The sequence below is a fragment of the Curtobacterium sp. GD1 genome (assembly GCF_020882855.1).
In the GTDB taxonomy this organism is placed as follows: domain Bacteria; phylum Actinomycetota; class Actinomycetes; order Actinomycetales; family Microbacteriaceae; genus Curtobacterium.
Window position 1 is genome coordinate 54,143 of the sequence record NZ_JAFEVQ010000003.1, and the last position, 19,181, is coordinate 73,323.

A 19,181-nucleotide genomic window follows, 5' to 3' on the forward strand; every position below is an offset into this window, starting at 1 on the left:
TCCTCCGACCCGCGACTGCGGCTTCTACAACTTGTAGAGAAGTCGTGGACACGGTAGCAGGATCGAACGCCCTGGGCGAACGCGCCGGGCGAAACCGGCTCGGCGTCGCGGTCGGTGTCACCGGTTGCGATTAGGCTCGGTACGAGTCGGGCAGGTCGTCGACCTGCATCGGTCTACCAAGGAGGGCACCGACATGGCACGCATCGGAGAGAGCGCTGACCTGCTCAAGTGCTCCTTCTGCGGCAAGAGCCAGAAGCAGGTCCAGCAGCTGATCGCCGGTCCCGGGGTGTACATCTGCGACGAGTGCGTCGAGTTGTGCAACGAGATCATCGAAGAGCGACTGGCCGAAGCCGGCGAGGACACCGCCAGCGGTGACTTCGAGCTCCCCAAGCCGCGCGAGATCTTCGACTTCCTGCAGGAGTACGTCATCGGGCAGGACCCGGCGAAGCGCTCCCTCGCAGTGGCGGTCTACAACCACTACAAGCGTATCCGCGCGCAGGGGCAGATCACCGCAGCCGAAGACCGCGACGACATCGAGATCGCGAAGTCGAACATCCTGCTCATCGGGCCGACCGGTTGCGGCAAGACCTACCTCGCCCAGACCCTCGCGAAGCGGCTCAACGTGCCCTTCGCCGTCGCGGACGCCACTGCCCTGACCGAGGCCGGGTACGTCGGCGAAGACGTCGAGAACATCCTGCTCAAGCTCATCCAGGCGGCCGACTACGACGTGAAGCGTGCCGAGACCGGCATCATCTACATCGACGAGGTCGACAAGATCGCACGCAAGGCCGAGAACCCGTCGATCACGCGCGACGTCTCGGGCGAAGGCGTGCAGCAGGCGCTGCTCAAGATCCTCGAGGGCACGGTCGCCTCCGTCCCGCCGCAGGGCGGTCGGAAGCACCCGCATCAGGAGTTCATCCAGATCGACACGACGAACGTGCTGTTCATCGTGGCGGGGGCGTTCGCCGGGCTCGAGGACATCGTCTCGTCGCGCGTCGGCAAGCGGGGCATCGGCTTCGGTGCACCCTTGCACAGCCCGCTCGACCAGCAGGACCTCTACGCCGACGTCCTGCCGGAAGACCTGCACAAGTTCGGGCTCATCCCGGAGTTCATCGGGCGTCTCCCCGTCGTGACCACGGTGTCGCAGCTCGACCAGTCGGCGCTCATGCAGATCCTGACCGAGCCGAAGAACGCGCTCGTGAAGCAGTACCAGCGGATGTTCCAGATCGACGGGGTGGAGCTCGAGTTCGATCGGGGTGCGCTCGAGGCGATCGCGGACCTCGCGGTGTTGCGGCAGACGGGTGCTCGTGGGCTCCGGGCGATCCTCGAAGAGGTGCTCGGGCCGGTGATGTTCGACGTGCCGTCGGACGACGATGTCGCACGTGTCGTGATCACCCGCGAGTCGGTGCTCGAGAACGCTGCGCCGACGATCGTCCCGCGGCCGAGGGCGAAGCGCGTCGAGAAGTCCGCGTAGCGCAGGGCGCGCGGCGCGCGCTTGCGCGCCGCGCTGCGCTTCGCACAACGCGGGTCACCCCGAACTGCGCATCCGCGCGGTTCGGGGTGACTTCGGTAGTGCGCCGGGCCGCGGCGGCTGGCACCATCCCACGGCGGGCGCAGCGTGGCGGCGCCGCGCCCTCGGACGAACACCGCACCGGAACGCGGGGGCGCGGTGCTCGTAGGCGGGCGCGATCCGCGGTCGCGCGACAGCGCAGGTGTCGGCTCTCGCGCGGCGGCGGGCCGGGCGCGTTCGAACCACGTTTCCGACGTCGAACCGGCCGTCGGTGGCGGTTCGACGTCGGAAACGTGGTTCGACGCTGCGCGTCGGCGCGCGGCGCACAACGCAAGTCACCCCGAACCGCGCATGCGCGCGGCTCGGGGTGACTTTGGTTGTGCGCCGGCAGCTTGCGCCGCAGCGCAGCGCAGCGCAGCGCAGCCCGCGCCCTGCTACTCCAGCCCGCGGCGCCGCAACAGCGGCCCCACCTCGGCATCGCGCCCGCGGAAGTCCCGGTACGCCTCGAGCGGGTCCTTCGCCCCACCGACACCGAGCAACTTCGACGCGAACCGCTCACCCGCTGCGCGCGAGAGCCCACCGTTCGAGCGGAACCACTCCACGGTGTCGGCATCGAGCACCTCGGACCAGATGTACCCGTAGTACCCGGCGTCGTACCCGCCCGAGAACGTGTGCGCGAAGTACGTCGACGAGTACCGCGGCGGGACGGCCTCGACCGCGATGCCCGCGGATTCCAGAGCCGCCCGCTCGAAGTCCTCGACCGAGGTCACGGAAGCCGCCGAGGCAGCGGAGAGCCGGTGCCACGCCTGGTCGAGCAGCGCCGCGGCGAGGTACTCCGTCGTCGCGAACCCCTCGTTGAAGCCGGCGGAGTCGCTGAGCCCCAGGACGAGCTCCGGCGGCAGCGGCGCTCCGGTCTCGTGGTGCTTGGCGTAGTTCGCCAGGACGGACGGCCACGACACCCACATCTCGTTCACCTGCGACGGGAACTCGACGAAGTCCCGCTCCACGTTCGTGCCCGAGAAGCGGGGGTAGGTGGTGCGGGCGATGAGGCCGTGCAGCGCGTGCCCGAACTCGTGGAAGAGCGTCTCGACCTCGTCCTGGATGAGGAGAGTCGGTGATCCGGCGGCCGGCTTCGCGACGTTGAGGTTGTTCACGACGACGGGCAGCGTGCCGAGCAGCGCGGACTGCTCCACGACGGGGTTCATCCACGCGCCGCCGCGCTTGCCGTCCCGCGTGTAGAGGTCGAGCAGGTAGAGCCCGACCTCCTCACCGGAGGCGCCGCGCACCTCGAACACCCGCACCTCGTCGTTGTACCCGTGCAGGTCGGGGCGCTCGGTGAAGGTCAGGCCGTAGAGCTCGCCGGCAGCGTGGAAGACACCGTCGTGCAGCACCCGGTCGGCCTCGAAGTAGGGGCGGAGCACCGAGCTGTCCGCCGCGAACTGCTCGCCGCGCAGGAGCTCGGTCGCGTACGCCCAGTCCCACGACTCGACCTCGTGACCGAGCACCCGGGCGCGGACGTCCCGTTCGTCGTCGGCGTTGCGAGCGGCCGCGCCGACGAGTGACGACAGCAGACCGTCGACGGCTTCGGGCGTGCCCGCGGTCTCGTCGGCCGTGACGACCGCGGCGTGGTTCGGGAAGCCGAGGAGTTCGGCGCGCTCGGCCCGGAGTCGGACGATGCGCAGGAGGACGTCGCGGTTGTCGTGTTCGTTGCCCCGACGGCCACGGGAGAGCGACGCCTCCATGATCCGCCGACGCAGCCCGCGGTCGGCCAGCGACGACAGCCACGGATGCCCGGTGTAGAGCGGCAGTGTGATGAGCCAGCCGTCGAGCCCCCGGTCGGCAGCGGCTGCGGCGGCGGCGGACGTCGCGCCGTCGTCGAGGCCGGACAGTTCCGAAACATCGGACACGTGCACGGCGAGGTCGTTCGTGTCTTCGAGCAGGTTCCGCTCGAAGGTCGTCGTGAGCGTCGAGAGCTCCTGGTTGATCGCGGTGAGCCGTTCCTTGCCGGCGTCGTCGAGCCCGGCGCCCGCGAGGGTCATCTCGGTGTGCGTCCGCTCGACCAGCCGACGGTCCTCGTCGGTGAGGTCGGCCCGGTCGTCGAGCGAATCGCGGACCGCCGCCACCCGTGCGTACAGACGTCCGTCGAGCGTGATCGCGTCGCGGTGCGCGGCGAGGAGCGGGGAGACCTCGGCCTCGAGGTCGTGCAGCTCCGGCGTCGAGTCCGCCGACGACAGCGTGAAGAACGCGTGGCTCACGCGGGCGAGCAGCTGCCCGGTGCGCTCGAGCGCCACGAGGGTGTTCTCGAAAGTGGGCTCGTCGGGGGAGGCGGCGATCGCCTCGACCTCGGTGCGCTGCTCGGCCATGCCGGCGTCGAACGCGGGGCGGTAGTGCTCGAGCCGTACCTCGCGGAACGGCGGGAGGGCGTAGGGAAGGGTGCTCGGTCCATCGAACGGGGTTGCCATCGCTCCACCCTACGGACCGGTGACGCTGTCGGACGGGAGGCGCGGTGCGGACCCGACCCGCGCCTCCTGTCCGACGGTCGGTGGCGTCTCAGGCGCGCGTCGCCGCGTCGATGAGGGTCTCGGCTGCCCGCCGCGCGTGCCGCGCCGGGGTCGTCGACCCGGCGATCGCGGCCGTGGTCTGTGCCCCCTCGGCGAGGAGGGCGAGCTGGGCGGCGAGTTCCTCGGCGGTGGCGGGGTCGCGGACGACCGAGGCCGCGAGGTCCTGCACGAAGCGCTGGAACGAGTCCTTGTGGGCACGGGCGATCTCGGCGACGGCGGGGGAGGTGGCCCCGAGCTCGCCGAACGCGTTGATGAACCCGCAGCCGCGGAAGGTGTCGTCGCCGAACCACGACTCGAGGAAGTCGTAGACCGCGAGCAGCTTGTCACGCGGGGTGGTGGCGGTGTCGACCGCGCCGTGGACCCCGTGTTCCCAGACGTCGTGGCGTCCGGCGAGGACCGCGGCGATCAGCTGCTCCTTGCCGGGGAACGCGGCGTAGAGCTTCTTGAGCGACACCCCGGCGCCGGTGCGGATCTCGTCCATGCCGACGGACTGGATGCCGCGCGCGTAGAAGAGCTGGTCGGCGACGTCGACGATCTGTGCCCGGACGTCGGGGTCGACGGTCGGGAGCGTGCTGGTTGGCATGGCGTACCCCGTTCGCTGCGTGTTCACCGTTCTCGACTTGCGCCGGGAACGACCGTTCTCTAGTGTAAGCCACATCGACGGAGAACGACCGTTCTCCGCGAGGTTCAGGGAAGGAACGACCATGGGTGCCATCACCGTCGGGACCGAGAACAGCGTCGACATCGAACTCCACTACGAGGACAAGGGAACCGGCCAGCCGATCGTGCTGATCCACGGCTTCCCGCTCGACGGCAACTCGTGGGAGGGCCAGACCCCAGCCCTGCTCGACGCCGGCTACCGCGTCATCACGTACGACCGCCGTGGGTTCGGGCAGTCCTCGCAGCCGTCGACCGGGTACGACTACGACACCTTCGCCGACGACCTGCACACGGTCCTGACGACCCTCGACCTGCACGACGTGATCCTCGTCGGCTTCTCGATGGGCACCGGCGAGATCGCCCGGTACATCGGCCGTCACGGCGAGGACCGGATCGCGAAGGTCGCGTTCCTGGCCTCGCTCGAGCCCTTCTTGGCGATCACCGACGACAACCCCGACGGCGCCGGCCCGATGTCGTTCTTCGAAGGCATCGCCGCCGACGTGAAGAAGGACCGGTACGCGTACTTCACGAACTTCTACCAGGACTTCTTCAACCTGTCGGACAACCTCGGCTCCCGCATCTCGGAGGAGGCCGTCCGGAACGCGTGGAACGTCGCTGCCGGATCGGGTGCCATCGCGTCCGCCGCAGCACCGCTGACCTGGCCGACCGACTTCCGTCAGGACATCCCGAAGGTCACCGTCCCCGCGCTGATCGTGCACGGCACGGCGGACAACATCCTGCCGATCGACGCCACCGGCCGACGCTTCACCAAGGCTCTGCCCGCGGCGGAGTACGTCGAGATCGAGGGCGCCCCGCACGGCCTGCTCACCACGCACACCGCCGAGGTGAACGAGGTGCTCCTGGGCTGGCTCGCGAAGTAGCGCGCGTGCTCGCATCGTGAGCAGAAATGGTCGGGTTCCCCAGTGGGACCCGACCATTCCTGCTCACCAAGCGATGCGCAGCGCGCCGCGCGGCGCCCTCAGTCCTCCTCGGGGGCGTCGTCGGGGTTCGTGACCTGGGCGCGCCCGGCGTCGTCGAGGTGGATCGAGGTGCCGTCGTCGAGCGCGACCATCGGCTTGCCCTCGAGGAAGGTCAGGGTCCAGCCCCACCCCGCCGTGTCGACCGACTCCGACGCGAGCTCGTCCTCGACGCCCCGCACGGCAACGACCATCGCCTCGGGGAGTTGCCCGGGTGCCTCGGCACCCACGTTCCAGCGTCTGCCCAACTGCATCCGTGCCTCCAGTCCGGTGGTGGCCGGGCCGGATCGCACACGCGACCCGGCCCGGACGACCGACGTTACGCCTGCTGTTCCGCCAGCTCGATCTCGGTGACGGCCAGTTCCGCGCCGTCCTCGAACGACAGGTTCTCGATGCGGCCGACGGCCGCCAGGTCGACCGCAGCGCGCTCGATGAGCGCCCGCGTCTCGGCCGGGGCCTGCACGACGGCGCGCGTCACGGGCGTCTTCTGGGACGCCTTGGCGGCCGTCTTCGCCCCGCGGATGCCGATGAGCGCCTGGCCCACCGCCCCGAGGAGCCCCGTCGGCTCAGCCTGCGTGGGCAGCTCGGCCACGGTCGGCCAGGAGGCGCGGTGCACGCTCGTCTCGTGGGTCCAGGCCCACACTTCCTCCGTCGCGAACGGGAGGAACGGTGCCAGCAGGCGCAGCAGCGCGTCGATCGCGGCGCGGAGCGCGAGGACCGCGCTCGCCTGGGTCTCGTGCGTCGCGTCCGAGGCGGTGCCGTACGCGCGCTCCTTGACGAGCTCGAGGTAGTCGTCGCAGAAGGTCCAGAAGAAGCGCTCGATCACCTCGAGGGCACGGGCGTGGTCGAACGCGTCGAACGCCGTGGTGGCCTGGTCGATGACCGACCCGAGCTCGGCGAGCACGTCGACGTCGAGCGGCTCGGTGACGCTCGTGGCGCCCTCGGGCAGCGGGAAGCCGTAGACGAACTTCGCGGCGTTGAGGACCTTGATCGCCAGACGACGACCGACCTTGATCTGCTTCGGGTTCTGCGGGTCGAACGCCGCGTCGGTCCCGAGCTTCGACGAGGCCGCCCAGTAGCGGACCGCGTCGGCACCGTGCTGCTCGAGGATGGACAGCGGCGTGACGACGTTGCCCTTCGACTTCGACATCTTCTTGCGGTCGGGGTCCACGATGAAGCCGGAGATGCTCGCGTGCTTCCACGGCACGCTGTCCGCTTCGAGCTGGCTGCGGAGCACCGTCGTGAACAGCCACGTGCGGATGATGTCCTGCGCCTGCGGGCGGACGTCGTAGGGGTAGACGAGGTCGTAGAGCGCCGGGTCGGTCTCCCACTTGCCCGCGAGCTGCGGGGTGAGCGACGAGGTGGCCCAGGTGTCCATCACGTCGAGCTCGCCCTGGAACCCGCCGGCGACACCGCGCTGGTCCTCGGTGTAGCCCGGGGCCGGCTCGGACGCCGGGTCGACGGGCAGTTGTGCCTCGGTCGGGACGATCGGCTCGTCGAAGACCGGGTTGCCGTCGGCGTCGAGCGGGTACCAGACCGGCAGCGGCACGCCGAAGAAGCGCTGGCGCGAGATGAGCCAGTCGCCGGAGAGGCCGCCGACCCAGTTGTCGTACCGGACGCGCATGAAGTCGGGGTGGAACGCGATCTCGTCGCCGCGCTGCCGGAGGGTCGCCTTGAGCTGCTCGTCGCGGGCACCGTTCACGATGTACCACTGGCGGGTCGAGACGATCTCGAGCGGCTTGTCGCCCTTCTCGAAGAACTTCACGGGGTGGTTGATCGTCTTCACGTCGCCGATCAGCTCGCCGGACTCGGTCAGGGCGTCCACGACGACCTTCTTCGCCGAGAACACGGTCTTGCCGGCCATCTCGGCGTAGAGCGCCTTGCCGCCGTCGGACTCGATCCAGGCCGGCTCGTCGGAGCGGACGCGGCCGTCGAACCCGATGATCGCGCGGTTCGGCAGCTGCAGCTCGCGCCACCACACGACGTCGGTGGTGTCGCCGAAGGTGCAGACCATCGCGATGCCGGCGCCCTTGTCCTGCTGCGCGAGGTGGTGCGCGAGCACCGGCACCTCGACGTCGAACAGGGGGGAGCGGACCGTCGTGCCGAAGAGGTCCTGGAAGCGCTCGTCGTCCGGGTGCGCGACGAGGGCGACGCACGCGGGGAGCAGCTCGGGGCGGGTGGTCTGGATGACGACGTCGTCGCCGCCGTCCGTGCGGTGGAAGGCGATGCCGTGGTACGCGCCCGGCATCTCCTTGTCCTCGAGCTCGGCCTGGGCCACGGCCGTGCGGAACGTGACGTCCCAGAGCGTCGGGGCGTCGGCCTGGTAGGCCTCACCACGTTCGAGGTTGCGGAGGAAGGCACGCTGGGCGCTCGCCCGCGAGGTGTCGTCGATCGTCCGGTACGACTGCGTCCAGTCCACGGAGAGGCCGAGCGTGCGGAAGAGGCGCTCGAACTGCTGCTCGTCCTGCACGGTCAGGCGCTCGCACAGCTCGATGAAGTTGCGGCGCGACACCGGGATCTGGTCGGCCGCCTTCGACGACTTGTTGTCCCCACCCTCGAACGGCGGCACGAAGGTGGCGTCGTAGGGGAGCTGCGGGTCGCAGCGGACGCCGTAGTAGTTCTGCACACGGCGCTCGGTGGGGAGACCGTTGTCGTCCCAGCCCATCGGGTAGAAGACGTGCTTGCCGCGCATGCGCTCGTACCGGGCCTTGAGGTCGGTGTGCGTGTACGAGAACACGTGCCCGATGTGGAGCGAACCGGAGGCGGTCGGCGGCGGGGTGTCGATCGAGTAGACGTTGCTGCGGTCGCCGGCGGCGTCGCGGTCGAACCGGTAGGTGCCGTCCTGCTCCCAGACCGGGCCCCAGACGTCTTCGAGTCCGTCCACCGTGGGCTTCTCGGGCATGGGCTTCGACATGGCGGGCCTTCCGTTCGGTGCGGTGCTGCGACCGCTGTGTGCGGCACCGAGTCCGTGATGAGGTGCCTGAGTGTGTGCGCGTGCTGCGCAGTCCCACGATCGTAGCGGCTCGCACCGACCCTCCGGTGGCCAATAGCACACGGATCCGGCAGACACGCCGGGCAGCTGATAGTCTGTCGGAGTTTGTCCGGCGGACGCGGGGTTCGCAGGGACTGCAGCGTCGCCGTCCGCCGGGCGCCCGAAGGCAAGACACAGCACTACCGGAGGAACTCACTTGGCACCGAACGAAGCAGGAAACGCACGGGGCGACCGCCCCCTGCGCACCAAGGGCGCCATGAAGCGCGCACGCCGCAAGCTGACCGAGGACGACGTCACCGTCGTCGAGGAGTCGCTGCTCAAGCGTGCCGTCGCGGCCGCCGCGCTCGGCAACGCCATGGAGTGGTTCGACTTCGGCATCTTCGCCTACCTCACGGTGACGATCTCGAAGGTGTTCCTCCCCGAGGGCGACCCCGCCGCGAACATCGTCGCGACCTTCGGCTTCTTCGCCGCAGCGTTCATCGTGCGCCCCATCGGCGGTGCGGTCTTCGGCCCGATCGGCGACCGGATCGGCCGACAGAAGGTCCTCGCCCTCACGATGATCCTGATGGCCGCGGGCACGCTCATGATCGGCCTGATCCCGAGCTACAACTCGATCGGCTTCTGGGCGCCCGTGCTGCTGCTCGTGGCGCGGTTCGTGCAGGGCTTCTCGACCGGTGGTGAGTACGGCGGCGCGGCGACGTTCATCGCCGAGTACTCGCCGGACAAGCGCCGCGGGTTCATGGGCTCGTGGCTCGAGTTCGGCACCCTCGCCGGCTACGTGCTCGGCGCATCGATCGTGACAGGCCTGCAGTTCGGCCTCTCCGAGGACGCCCTGCTCAGCTGGGGTTGGCGCATCCCGTTCATCATCGCCGGTCCGCTCGGCCTGATCGGTCTCTACCTGCGCCTCAAGCTGGAGGAGACCCCGGCGTTCCAGAAGCAGCAGGAGCAGGCCGCGGAGCGCGAGGGGCAGAAGACCCCGTTCCTCAAGCTCTTCGCCGAGAACTGGCGCTCGCTGATCATCTGCATCGGTCTGGTCCTCGTGTTCAACGTGACCGACTACATGCTCCTGTCGTACATGCCGACGTACCTCGAGCAGAACCTCGGCCAGAACGCCACGTTCGGCCTGATCCTCATCGTGATCGTGATGATCCTCATGATGGTCGTCATCACGTTCGGCGGTCGCCTGTCCGACAAGTTCGGCCGACGTCCCGTGCTCGCCGCGGGCTGCGTCGGGTTCATCCTGCTGTCGTGGCCGGCGCTCAAGCTGGTGCAGACCGGCACCGGCGTGGGGGTCTTCGCGGGACTCCTCATCCTGGGCGTGGTGCTCGTGACGTTCACCTCGACCATGCCGTCGACCCTGCCGGCGCTGTTCCCGACGATCATCCGCTACGGCGCGCTCGCCATCGCGTTCAACGTGTCGGTGTCGCTCTTCGGCGGGACGACCCCGCTCGCCACCTCGGCGCTCATCAACGCCGCGAAGGACGCCGGCTACGGCTGGGCCGAGGACATCCCGGCGTTCTACCTGATGCTGGCCGCCCTGATCGGGCTCGTCGCCGTCTACTTCACCAAGGAGACGGCCGCGACGCCGCTGATGGGGTCCGGCCCCACGGTGGCGCACGAGGACGAGATCGCCGGCGTCATCAAGGACTACAACGACCCGGAGTCCGAGCTGGCGCAGTCCGACTGGGCGAAGGACTTCTCGACGAGCGAGATCCCGATCATCTCGGGCGACGTGCCGTCGTCCGGTGACGGTTCGAAGGAGCCCACGGGCTCGTAGCCGTCGGCTGCCTGGAGGCACGGTGCGCGTCCGCCTCGGACGTCGCGCCGTGCCTCCGCTCGTCCGGGCGCCGTGCGCGACACGGTGCGCGCGGCGCGGCCCTGCGCCGAGACTCGGCTGGCCGGACGTTCCTCGCGCCTCCGACCCGCGAAAGTGTCCGCCGGGCCGAGTCTCGGCGACCTCAGGCGCGCCGCGCGCCGCGCGGGCGCGGCCGCGGCCGCGGCCGCGCTACGCGGCGCCGGCCTCGGGCCGCGGGCCCGCTGCGAGCCGCTCGGCGGCACGCAGCAAGCGCGCGGTCACGGCGTGCGTCGGGCGGTCGAACACCGTCGCGGCGGGGCCGTGCTCGACGACCCGGCCCTCGTGCACGACCAGCACGTCGTCGGCCATCCGCCGGACGGCCCGGAGATCGTGCGACACGAAGACCATCGCCACGCCCGTGCTGTCCCGGAGCCCCTCGAGGAGCGTCAGCACCGCGTCCTGCACCGTGGCGTCGAGTGCCGTGACCGGTTCGTCGAGCACGATCACCTCGGGCGACGTCGCGAGTGCGCGGGCGATCGCGAGGCGCTGCCGTTGCCCGCCGGACAGCGTCAGCGGTGAGCGTCGGCGGAGCGCAGGGTCGAGCCCCACCTGGTCGAGCGCCGCGTCGATGCGGGGACCGAGCGCACCACGGGCCGACCGCTCGGCGCCGCCGGTGAACGCGTCCGCGAGGACCCGCTCCACGCTCCACCGCTCGTCGAACGTCGCCCCGGGGTCCTGCACCACCGCGGACACCCGGTGCCGCATGGGCCGGCGGGTGCGTTCGTCGAGCGGCACCCACTGCGACGAGTCGAGCGTGACCGTGCCCGCGTCGGGGAGTTCGAGGCCGAGGAGCATCCTCGCGAGCGTGGTCTTGCCGGACCCCGACGCACCGATCACCCCGAGGACGCGCCCGCGCTCGAGCCCGAACGACACGTCGCGCACGGCGGGGACGCCGTCGAACGCCCGCGCGAGCCCCTGGGCGGCGAGCACCACGCCCGCACCGTGCGAGGTTCCGCGTTCCGTGCGACGCTCCGACCCCCGCACCGTGTCCGGCACCTCGCACACTGCAGACCCGCCAGACCCGCCAGACCGGCCAGACCCGCCGGGCCCACCCGCGCCCGCACCCGCCGCCCGCACCAGCGCCCGCGTCGCCTCGTGCTGCGGCGCCGCGAACACCGACGCCACCGGCCCCTGCTCCACCACACGGCCCTCGTGCACGACGACCACCCGGTCCGCCCACCCCGCGACGAGCCCGAGGTCGTGCGTGATGACGAGCAGCCCGGCGCCGCGTGACTGGGCCGCACGCAGCTGCTCCATCACGGTGACCGCGACCCCGGCGTCGAGCGCCGTCGTCGGTTCGTCGGCGACCACGAGCGCCGGCGACCCGACCGTGGCCGCGGCGATGAGGGCGCGCTGGCGCATCCCGCCGGACAGGGTGCCCGCGAGCCGACCGTCCGTGGCGAGCGCCGCGTCGAGGCCGACCGCGACGAGGGCGTCCCGCACGGCCCCCACCCGCTGCGCCGCCGTCATGTCCGTGTGCAGCCGGAGGGCGTCCGCGACCTCACGCCCGACGGGACGCAGCGGGTCCAGGGCGCCCAGGGCCTCCTGGCCGACGTAGCCGACCCGCGAGCCGCGCACGCTCCGCCACCTGCGGTCCGAGAACGCCCGGACGTCGAGCCCGGCCACGGTCAGCCGGTCGACCCGGACCGACGAGCCGGGCGCCGACAGGCCGAGCGCCGCCCGCGCGGTGACGGTCTTGCCGGAGCCGGAGGCGCCGACGAGCGCGACGCACTCGCCGGCATCGACCTGCAGCGCAACGTCCTGCACGACCACTGATCCGCCGATCGTGACGGTCAGCCCCTGCACGTCGAGCACGGTCATCGGATCGCTCCACTTCGTCGGATCGCCCGGCCGAGCACGGTCACCGCGGTCGCCAGGACCACGATCGCGAGGCCGGGGAAGGTGCTCATCCACGGTGCCGTCAGCAGGTACGTGCGTCCGTCGGCCAGCATCGCGCCCCACTCCGGCGCGGGCGGCGGGGTGCCGACGCCGAGGTAGCTCAGCGCCGACGCCCACACGATCGCCTGCCCGACACCGAGCGTCCCGACCGCCACGACCGGCCAGAGCGCCGCGGGGAGCACGTGCCGCACGGTGATCACGGCGGGGGAGCGGCCCATCAGCACGGCGGTCTCGACGACCTGCGAGCGGCGCGCCCGGAGCACGAGCCCGCGGACGATCCGGGCGTACCCGGGCGCCGTGGCGAACCCGACCGCGAGCATCGCCGGGACGGGCCCGGGGCCGGTCACCGCGATGACGACGAGCGCCACGAGGAGCAGGGGGAGCGCGAACGCGACCTCGGTCAGTCGGCCGACGACCCCGTCGACGACGCGTCCGCCGAGTCCCGCGACCACGCCGAGCACGACCCCGACCCCGCCGCCGACGAGCGTCGCGACCACACCGACCACGAGCGACGCCCGCGTGCCGGCGACGACCCGGGCGAGGACGTCCCGCCCGGACTCGTCGGTGCCGAACGGACTCGACCACGACGGCGCCTGGAGCGCCTGCGCCGGGTGCACGGCGAGCGGGTCGCCACCGCCGAGCAGCGCCGGCCACACCGCCGCGACCACGGCCAGCGCCACGACGGCGGCAGCGGTCCATCCGGCCGGGCCGAGCGTCCCCCCACGGACTCGCTCGGACCGTCCGGCGGACGCGTCACCCTGGGCACCGGCCTGGAGGCGCGGTTCGGCGATCCCGCTCACCGTGCGCCCGCCCCGTGCCGGGTGACGCGCGGGGCGCGACGCCGGGTCGCCCCCGCCCCGGCCGTCCCGCCGGCACGCGGGTCCACCACACGCTCGACGAGGTCCGCGACGGCGAGCACGACCACGTACGCGGCGGCCGACACCAGCGCGATGCCCGCGACGAGCGGCATGTCCCGCTGCGTCACCGCGGTCACGAGTGCGCGCCCGATGCCCGGGAGCGCGAACACCGACTCGACGACGACCGCACCGGACACGAGCGAACCGAACGCCCACGCGGACAGGGCGATCCCCGGGAGTGCGGCGTGCCGGAGCAGGTGCCGGCCGAACAGTCCCGCGCGGGTCTCGCCACGACTGCGGGCCGCGAGTGCGAAGGCCGACCGCTGGGCGTCGACCACGCCGTCCCGGACGGTCTCGGCGAGGTACCCGGCGACCGGCACGGCCACCGTGACGACCGGCAGCACCCAGCCCCGGGCCGAGCCGTCGCTGACCGCCGGCACCCAGCCGAGGGCGCTGGCGAACACCACGATGAGGACGCTGCCGAGCCAGAAGTGCGGGGTGACGCTCGCGGTGACGCTCAGGGCGCTCGTGAGTCCCGCGGCGAACCGACCGCGCTGCGTCGACCACCACGCGGCGACGATCGCGAGCACCCAGGCGACGACGAGCCCGAGAACGGCCAGGGTCAGCGTGACCGGGAGCTGCTGCCCGAGGAGCGTCGACACCGGCGTCCGGAACGCGTACGAGTCACCGAGGTGCCCGGTCGCCAGACGCCCGAGGAACACCGCGTACTGCACGAGCACCGGCCGGTCGAGGCCGTACTCCTGTCGGACCTGCGCGACCGCTTCGGCCGAGGCCTGGGAGCCCGGTCCGCCGAGGATGGCGAGCGCCGGGTCGCCCGGGATGAGCCGGATCGCGACGAACACGATCGTGGCGACCGCCCAGAGCACCCCGATGCCGCCGGCCAGGCGGCGCAGTCCCCACAGGGTCCACGCCGACCACGCGGCGGGCGTGCCTCGACGTCCGCGACGCAATCCGTGCCTCCCGTCCGACGATCGCGAGGTCGCGATCAGCGGTCGATCCAGGCCGTGCCGAACCACGGCGTCGACACCGCGGTGGTCTGCACACCGTGCACGCTCGACCGCAGCAGGAAGTGGTTCTGCTGGTCGTAGAGCGGGAGGACGGTGCCGCTGGACAGGATGATCTCCTGCGCCTGCTCGTAGAGGTCGCCGCGCTCGGACGTGTCCGAGGTCTGCGCTGCCCGCTGGAGCAGGTCGTCGAGCTCCGGGTCGTCGAGCTGGGCGAGGTTCGCGAAGTACCCGGACGGTGCCGGCGTGATGCTGGCGGAGTCGTACAGGATGCGGAGGACGTCCGCGCCCACCTTCGTGTACGGAGCGCTGACGACGTCGTACTCGTTCGCCGCGAGGGCCGCGTACCAGCTGGAGAGGTCGAGCTCCTGCAGCACGACCTTGAAGCCGACGGCCTTCTCGGAGGCCTGGATCTGCTGGAACAGGCTGCGCTCGGCGGGGACGGACTGGTTCGTCGACACCGGGAACGTGACGGTCAGCTGCTCGCCGTCCTTCTCGCGGATGCCGTCGCTGCCCACCTTCCAGCCGGCGTCGTCGAGGAGTCGCTTCGCCTTCGTCGGGGAGTACTCGAACAGGCTCTTGTCGGAGTACCCGTACGGCTCGACGCTGGAGAGCACCGAGTACGAGCGCTTCGCCGTCCCGAGGAAGAGCGACCGGATGCCGGGGTCGATCTCGGCGCCGGCGATGAAGGCCTTGCGGACGGCCTCGTCGCGGAAGACCCCGTGGCCGGAGTTCAGCTCGAGGCGGTTCGACGCACCGGGGCGCGGAGCGTCGAGGTCGCGGATGGACCCCTTCGACGAGGCCGCCTTGAGCTGGTCGGGCTGGGCGTTGTCGATGACGTCGACCTGGCCGGACTGCAGTGCCGCGTACCGCGAGGTCGAGTCGGGCAGGAAGCGCCACGTGATGCCGTCGAGGCGGGGCTCCGTGCTGCCGCGGAGCGGCGTGTAGTCGGCGTTCTTGCGGAGCGTCACCCGGTCGCCGTGCTTCCAGCCGGTGACCTCGAACGGGCCGGTGCCGACCGGCGACTCGCAGTTCACCGCCTGCGAGCGCTCCAGCGCCTTCGGGGACTCCATGCCGACCCACGGCTGCGAGAACGACTCGAGCAGCGCGCTGTCCGGCCGGCTCAGCGTCAGGGTGACGGTGTGATCGTCGGTGGCCGTCGCCTTCGTGATCGACTGCAGCGCGAGGTACCCCGTGCTCGACGCGGTCGCCGGGTCCTGCACGTGCTCGATGTTCGCCACGACCGCGGCGGCGTCGAAGGGCGTGCCGTCGGTGAAGGTCACGTCGTCGCGGAGCGTGAAGGTGAGCGTCCTGCCGTCGTCGCTCGTCGTCCAGGACTTCGCCAGCGCGGGGACGGGCTTGCCATCGTCGAGCGCGGTCAGCTCCTCGATGTACTGGGTGGACAGGAGCGCCTGCGGGTAGTTGCCGCCGACGTGCGGGTCGAGGCAGGTCGGTTCGGCGTCACCCGAGGCGTACGTGAGCGTGCCGCCGTCGACCGGCGTGCTGTTGGACGTCGCGGTGCCGCCACCGGTGCAGCCGGCGAGCACGAGGAGGAGTGCGGCGGCGCCGGCGACCACTGCGGTGGTTTTCTGTACTGAGTCCAAGATCATGGCTGGACGAGTCTAGCGGTTTACTGGGGCCCATGGACGAACCGATGCGCCGCGGTGGCCGCCCCCGACGCTCGAGCGCCGAGGTGCTCGCTGACGCCGCGGCCGAGCTGTTCCTCGAACAGGGCTACGGCCGGACCACGGTCGACCAGATCGCCGCACGGGCCGGGGTCAGCCGCGCGACGTTCTTCAACTACTTCACGGCGAAGTCCGACGTGCTCTGGCTCGACCTCGACGCCGCGGTCGCGACGCTCCCGGCGTGCCTCGCCGCCTCGACCGAGGAGTCCGCGGTGCGGGCCGTCGAGGCCGCGCTGCTCGCCACCGCCCGCGCCCACGACCCCGACCGGGTCCCCTGGGCGATCGCACAGGCCGAGGTGATGGGCATCGGGGCCGAGCTCGTGGCGAGCGTCGCGGCACGGGTGACGGCCCAGCACGCGGCGGTCGCGGCCTTCGTCGCCCGCCGGACGGGGGAGCACCCGGCGGCGCTCTGGCCCCAGACGGTGTCCGGCGCCATGCTCGGGGCGGCCGCAGCGGCCTTCGGCGTCTGGGTCTCGGACGGGGTCGGGCGCCGACCGCTCGTCGAGTACGTCGGGGCGGCGCTCACCCCGGTCGCAGCGGGTCTCGACTCCCACTGAGGTCCGGCCCAATAGGCTCTCTCCCCATGACCCGCGCGCGATGGACACGAACCGCGGTCTTCGCCGTGGTCGCCCTCGCGGGGGTGTTCGTCGCCTACTGGCACATCGGCAGACAGAGCACCTACGTCGACGAGTTCACCTACACGCGGGCCGGGTGGGACTACGTGCACGGGGTGCTCACCTCGAACCTGCAGCACCCGCCGACCGGCAAGTACCTGTTCGGCGTCGCACAGCTCGTGTTCGGCGAGGGCGTGCTCGGGCCCCGTCTCGTCGCCGCGACGGCCTCGTTCGGCACCGGAATCGTCCTGTTCGCCTGGCTCCGGCGTCCGATCGGGTACTGGGGCGCCGTGCTCGCCGCCGGGCTCTGGTGGCTCACGCCGCGTGCCGACTCGCCGACGTGGGCGGACGTCGCGTCCGGCACGGCCGCACGGATCGATCGGCTCGCCCTCCTCGAACCGCTGATGACCTTCTTCGCCGTGGCGGCGCTCGCCGCGGCCTGGCAGTGGGCGACCCGACCCCGACGCGCCGCCGACCGGACCACGGCCTGGGACGGCTGGTGGTGGATGGCGCTCGCCGGTGCCCTGCTGGCGCTGTCGGTCACGTCGAAGGTCACCACCACCGTCCTCGTGCTCGCGCTGGTCGCGGTCCCGCTGCTGTTCCGGCGCTGGTCCGGGCTGCTGACCGGGGGCGTCGCGGCCGCCGCGGCGTTCGCCGTGGTGTTCGTCGTCGCGTACGTGCCCGTCGGCGGGGTCCGGGCGATCACCTTCATGATCGAGTTCCAGGGCAAGCACGACACCCGCGGGCACATCATCTCGGTCCTCGGGAAGACGTACATGATCGCGCCGTGGTGGACGAACTTCGTGCGGGTCGTCGAGGGGGTCGGGTGGCCGACGGTCGTCGTGCTCCTGGTCGGCACGGCCGCGGCGTTCGCGATCCGCCCGGACCGGCTCGTCGCGCTCCTCGGGATCGCGCTCGGGATCCTCGTCGTCTTCTACTCGACGGCCAACGTCGCACTGCCGCACTACTACCAGGCGTGGATGCCCTGGATCATCGCGCTCGCCGCGGTCGGGTACACCCGGCTCGCCCGGCTGCGGCCGCCGCTCACGACCGTGGTGGCGCTCCTCGCGGTCGTCGTGACGATCGTCCCCGCGGTCGTCGTGGTGCGGACCGTCGCCGAGACGCGCACCACCGGGTTCGCCCGGCTCGAGGGGGTCCTCGAGGAACGCGGGGTGCCGGACGACGTCCGGGTCCTCGTGTCGGGGTCGGCGCAGCAGTCGTTCGCCGTGTTCATCGGCCGCCGTGGCGCGACCCAGGGGGTGACGCACGGGGACTACGGCGTGCTCGTCGCCGGGATCGACCCGCGGTTCCCGATGGACGACGACCTGCGGGCCTTGCTGCGGGAGCACCCGGAGCGGTTCGAGGAGTTCCGGCTCGACGCGCTGCGGGTGTGGGTCGTGCGGGACGGCCTGGTGATCGAGCGGCGCGGGGACACCGCGACCCTGGTACCCGCCGACCGCGGCTGACCCGACCGCGCAGCCGCGTGCGGCTCAGTCGGTCCGGAGCGTGCCGGCCCCGCCCGCGGCGACGTCCTCGGCCGTCCCGTCCCGCACCACCTCGGGCACATCGTCGCCCGTCGGCACGAGCGACTCGTCGCCGGGGTAGCTCAGGGTGAGCACGGCCTCCTCGATGTACTGGCTCTCCTCGAGGGACTTCTCGACGTCGCGCAACCGCACCGCCACGTGCTCCTCGTTCTCGTTGCCGGTCAGGTCGACCGCGGCGACGAGGTAGACCCGCGAGGGCCCGACGAACTCGAGGTGCAGGTAGGTGACGCGCTCGATCTGCGACCACCCGAGCAGCTCGACGAGCACCGCGTTCTCCAGCTCCGGGGACGTGCTCTCCCCGAGCAGGAACCGGCGGTTGCGGTCGATCAGGACGATCGCGACGACCCCGAGCAGGATCCCGATCGCGATCGAGCCGATGGCGTCGAAGACCGCGAGGCCGGTGACCTGGTGGAGGAACACCCCGAGGAACGCGACCACGAGGCCGATGAGCGCCGCGGCGTCCTCGGCGAAGACGGCACGGAGGGTCGGGTTCGACGACTGCAGGACGTGCCGGAGCACCGGCACCCGCCGCTTCGTCGCCGCGCCGTGCGCCTGCCGGTACGCCTGCAGGAAGCTCGTGCCCTCGAGGCAGAACGACAGCCCGAGGACGATGTAGTTCAGCAGCACGTCCTCGGCCGGCCCGGTGTCCCCGAGCTCGGTGATGCCGTGGTAGATCGAGACGATGGCGCCGGCGGTGAAGAGGCCGAACGCGGCGAACATCGACCAGATGTACGTCTCACGGCCGTAGCCGAGCGGGTGCGCGGTGTCGCGCTTCCTCGAGCCACGCCGTTCGGCGACGAGCAGGAAGATCTCGTTGCCGGTGTCGGCCCACGAGTGTGCGGCCTCGGCGACCATGGACGCCGATCCGGAGATCAGGGAGGCGATCGTCTTGGCGATCGCGACGAGCAGGTTCGCGCCGAACGCGATGACGACGGTGAGCAGGGAATCGGGACGCTCCTGCTGCGCGGGGGCAGCATCTGACGAGGGCATCGCTCCAGCATG

Annotated in this window: 14 protein-coding genes; 5 read left to right on the forward strand and 9 right to left on the reverse strand. The window is 71.5% G+C overall.

What is annotated here, in order from left to right; genetic code table 11:
• Positions 1-193 precede the first annotated feature (193 nt).
• Complete coding sequence (gene clpX / locus JSX79_RS02670) at positions 194-1,474, forward strand: ATP-dependent Clp protease ATP-binding subunit ClpX (RefSeq protein ID WP_022907244.1); 1,281 nt, start codon at positions 194-196, stop codon at positions 1,472-1,474.
• Between the two features lie 470 nt (positions 1,475-1,944).
• On the opposite strand, the gene JSX79_RS02675 is transcribed toward clpX, so the two are convergent.
• Positions 1,945-3,972: a M3 family metallopeptidase gene (locus JSX79_RS02675; protein WP_229085085.1), complete on the reverse strand. Its 2,028-nt coding sequence runs from the start codon at positions 3,970-3,972 to the stop codon at positions 1,945-1,947.
• Positions 3,973-4,060: 88 nt separating this feature from the next.
• Complete coding sequence (locus tag JSX79_RS02680; RefSeq protein ID WP_229085086.1) at positions 4,061-4,654, reverse strand: TetR/AcrR family transcriptional regulator; 594 nt, start codon at positions 4,652-4,654, stop codon at positions 4,061-4,063.
• 121 nt (positions 4,655-4,775) lie between these two features.
• Here JSX79_RS02680 and JSX79_RS02685 point away from each other — a divergent pair, with 121 nt between their 5' ends.
• Positions 4,776-5,612 carry an alpha/beta fold hydrolase gene (locus JSX79_RS02685; RefSeq protein WP_229085087.1) on the forward strand — a complete coding sequence of 279 codons (837 nt, stop codon included), beginning with the start codon at positions 4,776-4,778 and terminating at the stop codon, positions 5,610-5,612.
• Between the two features lie 98 nt (positions 5,613-5,710).
• Here JSX79_RS02685 and JSX79_RS02690 read toward each other — a convergent pair whose 3' ends face one another.
• Both JSX79_RS02690 and valS read right to left on the reverse strand, forming a co-directional pair.
• The gene (locus tag JSX79_RS02690; RefSeq protein WP_070416567.1) at positions 5,711-5,962 is read right to left on the reverse strand and encodes a hypothetical protein; all 252 of its coding nucleotides are present in this window, start codon (positions 5,960-5,962) and stop codon (positions 5,711-5,713) included.
• 65 nt (positions 5,963-6,027) lie between these two features.
• Complete coding sequence (gene valS / locus JSX79_RS02695) at positions 6,028-8,622, reverse strand: valine--tRNA ligase (protein ID WP_229085088.1); 2,595 nt, start codon at positions 8,620-8,622, stop codon at positions 6,028-6,030.
• A 334-nt stretch (positions 8,623-8,956) separates the two neighbouring features.
• On the opposite strand from valS, the gene proP reads away from it, so the two are divergent.
• Positions 8,957-10,477 (forward strand): glycine betaine/L-proline transporter ProP, encoded by a 1,521-nt coding sequence (gene proP, locus JSX79_RS02700; protein ID WP_229085089.1) that lies wholly within the window; start codon positions 8,957-8,959, stop codon positions 10,475-10,477.
• 228 nt (positions 10,478-10,705) lie between these two features.
• On the opposite strand, the gene JSX79_RS02705 is transcribed toward proP, so the two are convergent.
• From JSX79_RS02705 to JSX79_RS02720, 4 genes are read right to left on the reverse strand one after another with little or no spacing between them, the layout of a single operon-like run.
• Positions 10,706-12,376 carry an ABC transporter ATP-binding protein gene (locus tag JSX79_RS02705; RefSeq protein ID WP_229085090.1) on the reverse strand — a complete coding sequence of 557 codons (1,671 nt, stop codon included), beginning with the start codon at positions 12,374-12,376 and terminating at the stop codon, positions 10,706-10,708.
• Positions 12,373-13,254 carry an ABC transporter permease gene (locus JSX79_RS02710; protein ID WP_229085091.1) on the reverse strand — a complete coding sequence of 294 codons (882 nt, stop codon included), beginning with the start codon at positions 13,252-13,254 and terminating at the stop codon, positions 12,373-12,375. Before JSX79_RS02710 ends, JSX79_RS02705 begins: the two co-directional genes overlap by 4 nt.
• Entirely contained in the window at positions 13,251-14,282 is a 1,032-nt protein-coding gene (locus JSX79_RS02715; protein ID WP_229085092.1) for an ABC transporter permease, read from the reverse strand. The genes JSX79_RS02710 and JSX79_RS02715 overlap by 4 nt, the downstream gene beginning before the upstream one ends.
• A gap of 35 nt (positions 14,283-14,317) precedes the next feature.
• A complete protein-coding gene (locus JSX79_RS02720) occupies positions 14,318-15,946 on the reverse strand; it encodes an ABC transporter substrate-binding protein (RefSeq protein ID WP_071295391.1) in 1,629 nt (542 codons plus the stop codon).
• Between the two features lie 32 nt (positions 15,947-15,978).
• Here JSX79_RS02720 and JSX79_RS02725 point away from each other — a divergent pair, with 32 nt between their 5' ends.
• Together JSX79_RS02725 and JSX79_RS02730 are read left to right on the forward strand one after the other, a co-directional pair.
• Entirely contained in the window at positions 15,979-16,578 is a 600-nt protein-coding gene (locus JSX79_RS02725; protein WP_070416563.1) for a TetR/AcrR family transcriptional regulator, read from the forward strand.
• Between the two features lie 26 nt (positions 16,579-16,604).
• Complete coding sequence (locus JSX79_RS02730; RefSeq protein ID WP_229085093.1) at positions 16,605-18,101, forward strand: hypothetical protein; 1,497 nt, start codon at positions 16,605-16,607, stop codon at positions 18,099-18,101.
• A 24-nt stretch (positions 18,102-18,125) separates the two neighbouring features.
• On the opposite strand, the gene JSX79_RS02735 is transcribed toward JSX79_RS02730, so the two are convergent.
• Complete coding sequence (locus JSX79_RS02735; protein WP_229085094.1) at positions 18,126-19,169, reverse strand: cation diffusion facilitator family transporter; 1,044 nt, start codon at positions 19,167-19,169, stop codon at positions 18,126-18,128.
• Positions 19,170-19,181: the final 12 nt, after the last annotated feature.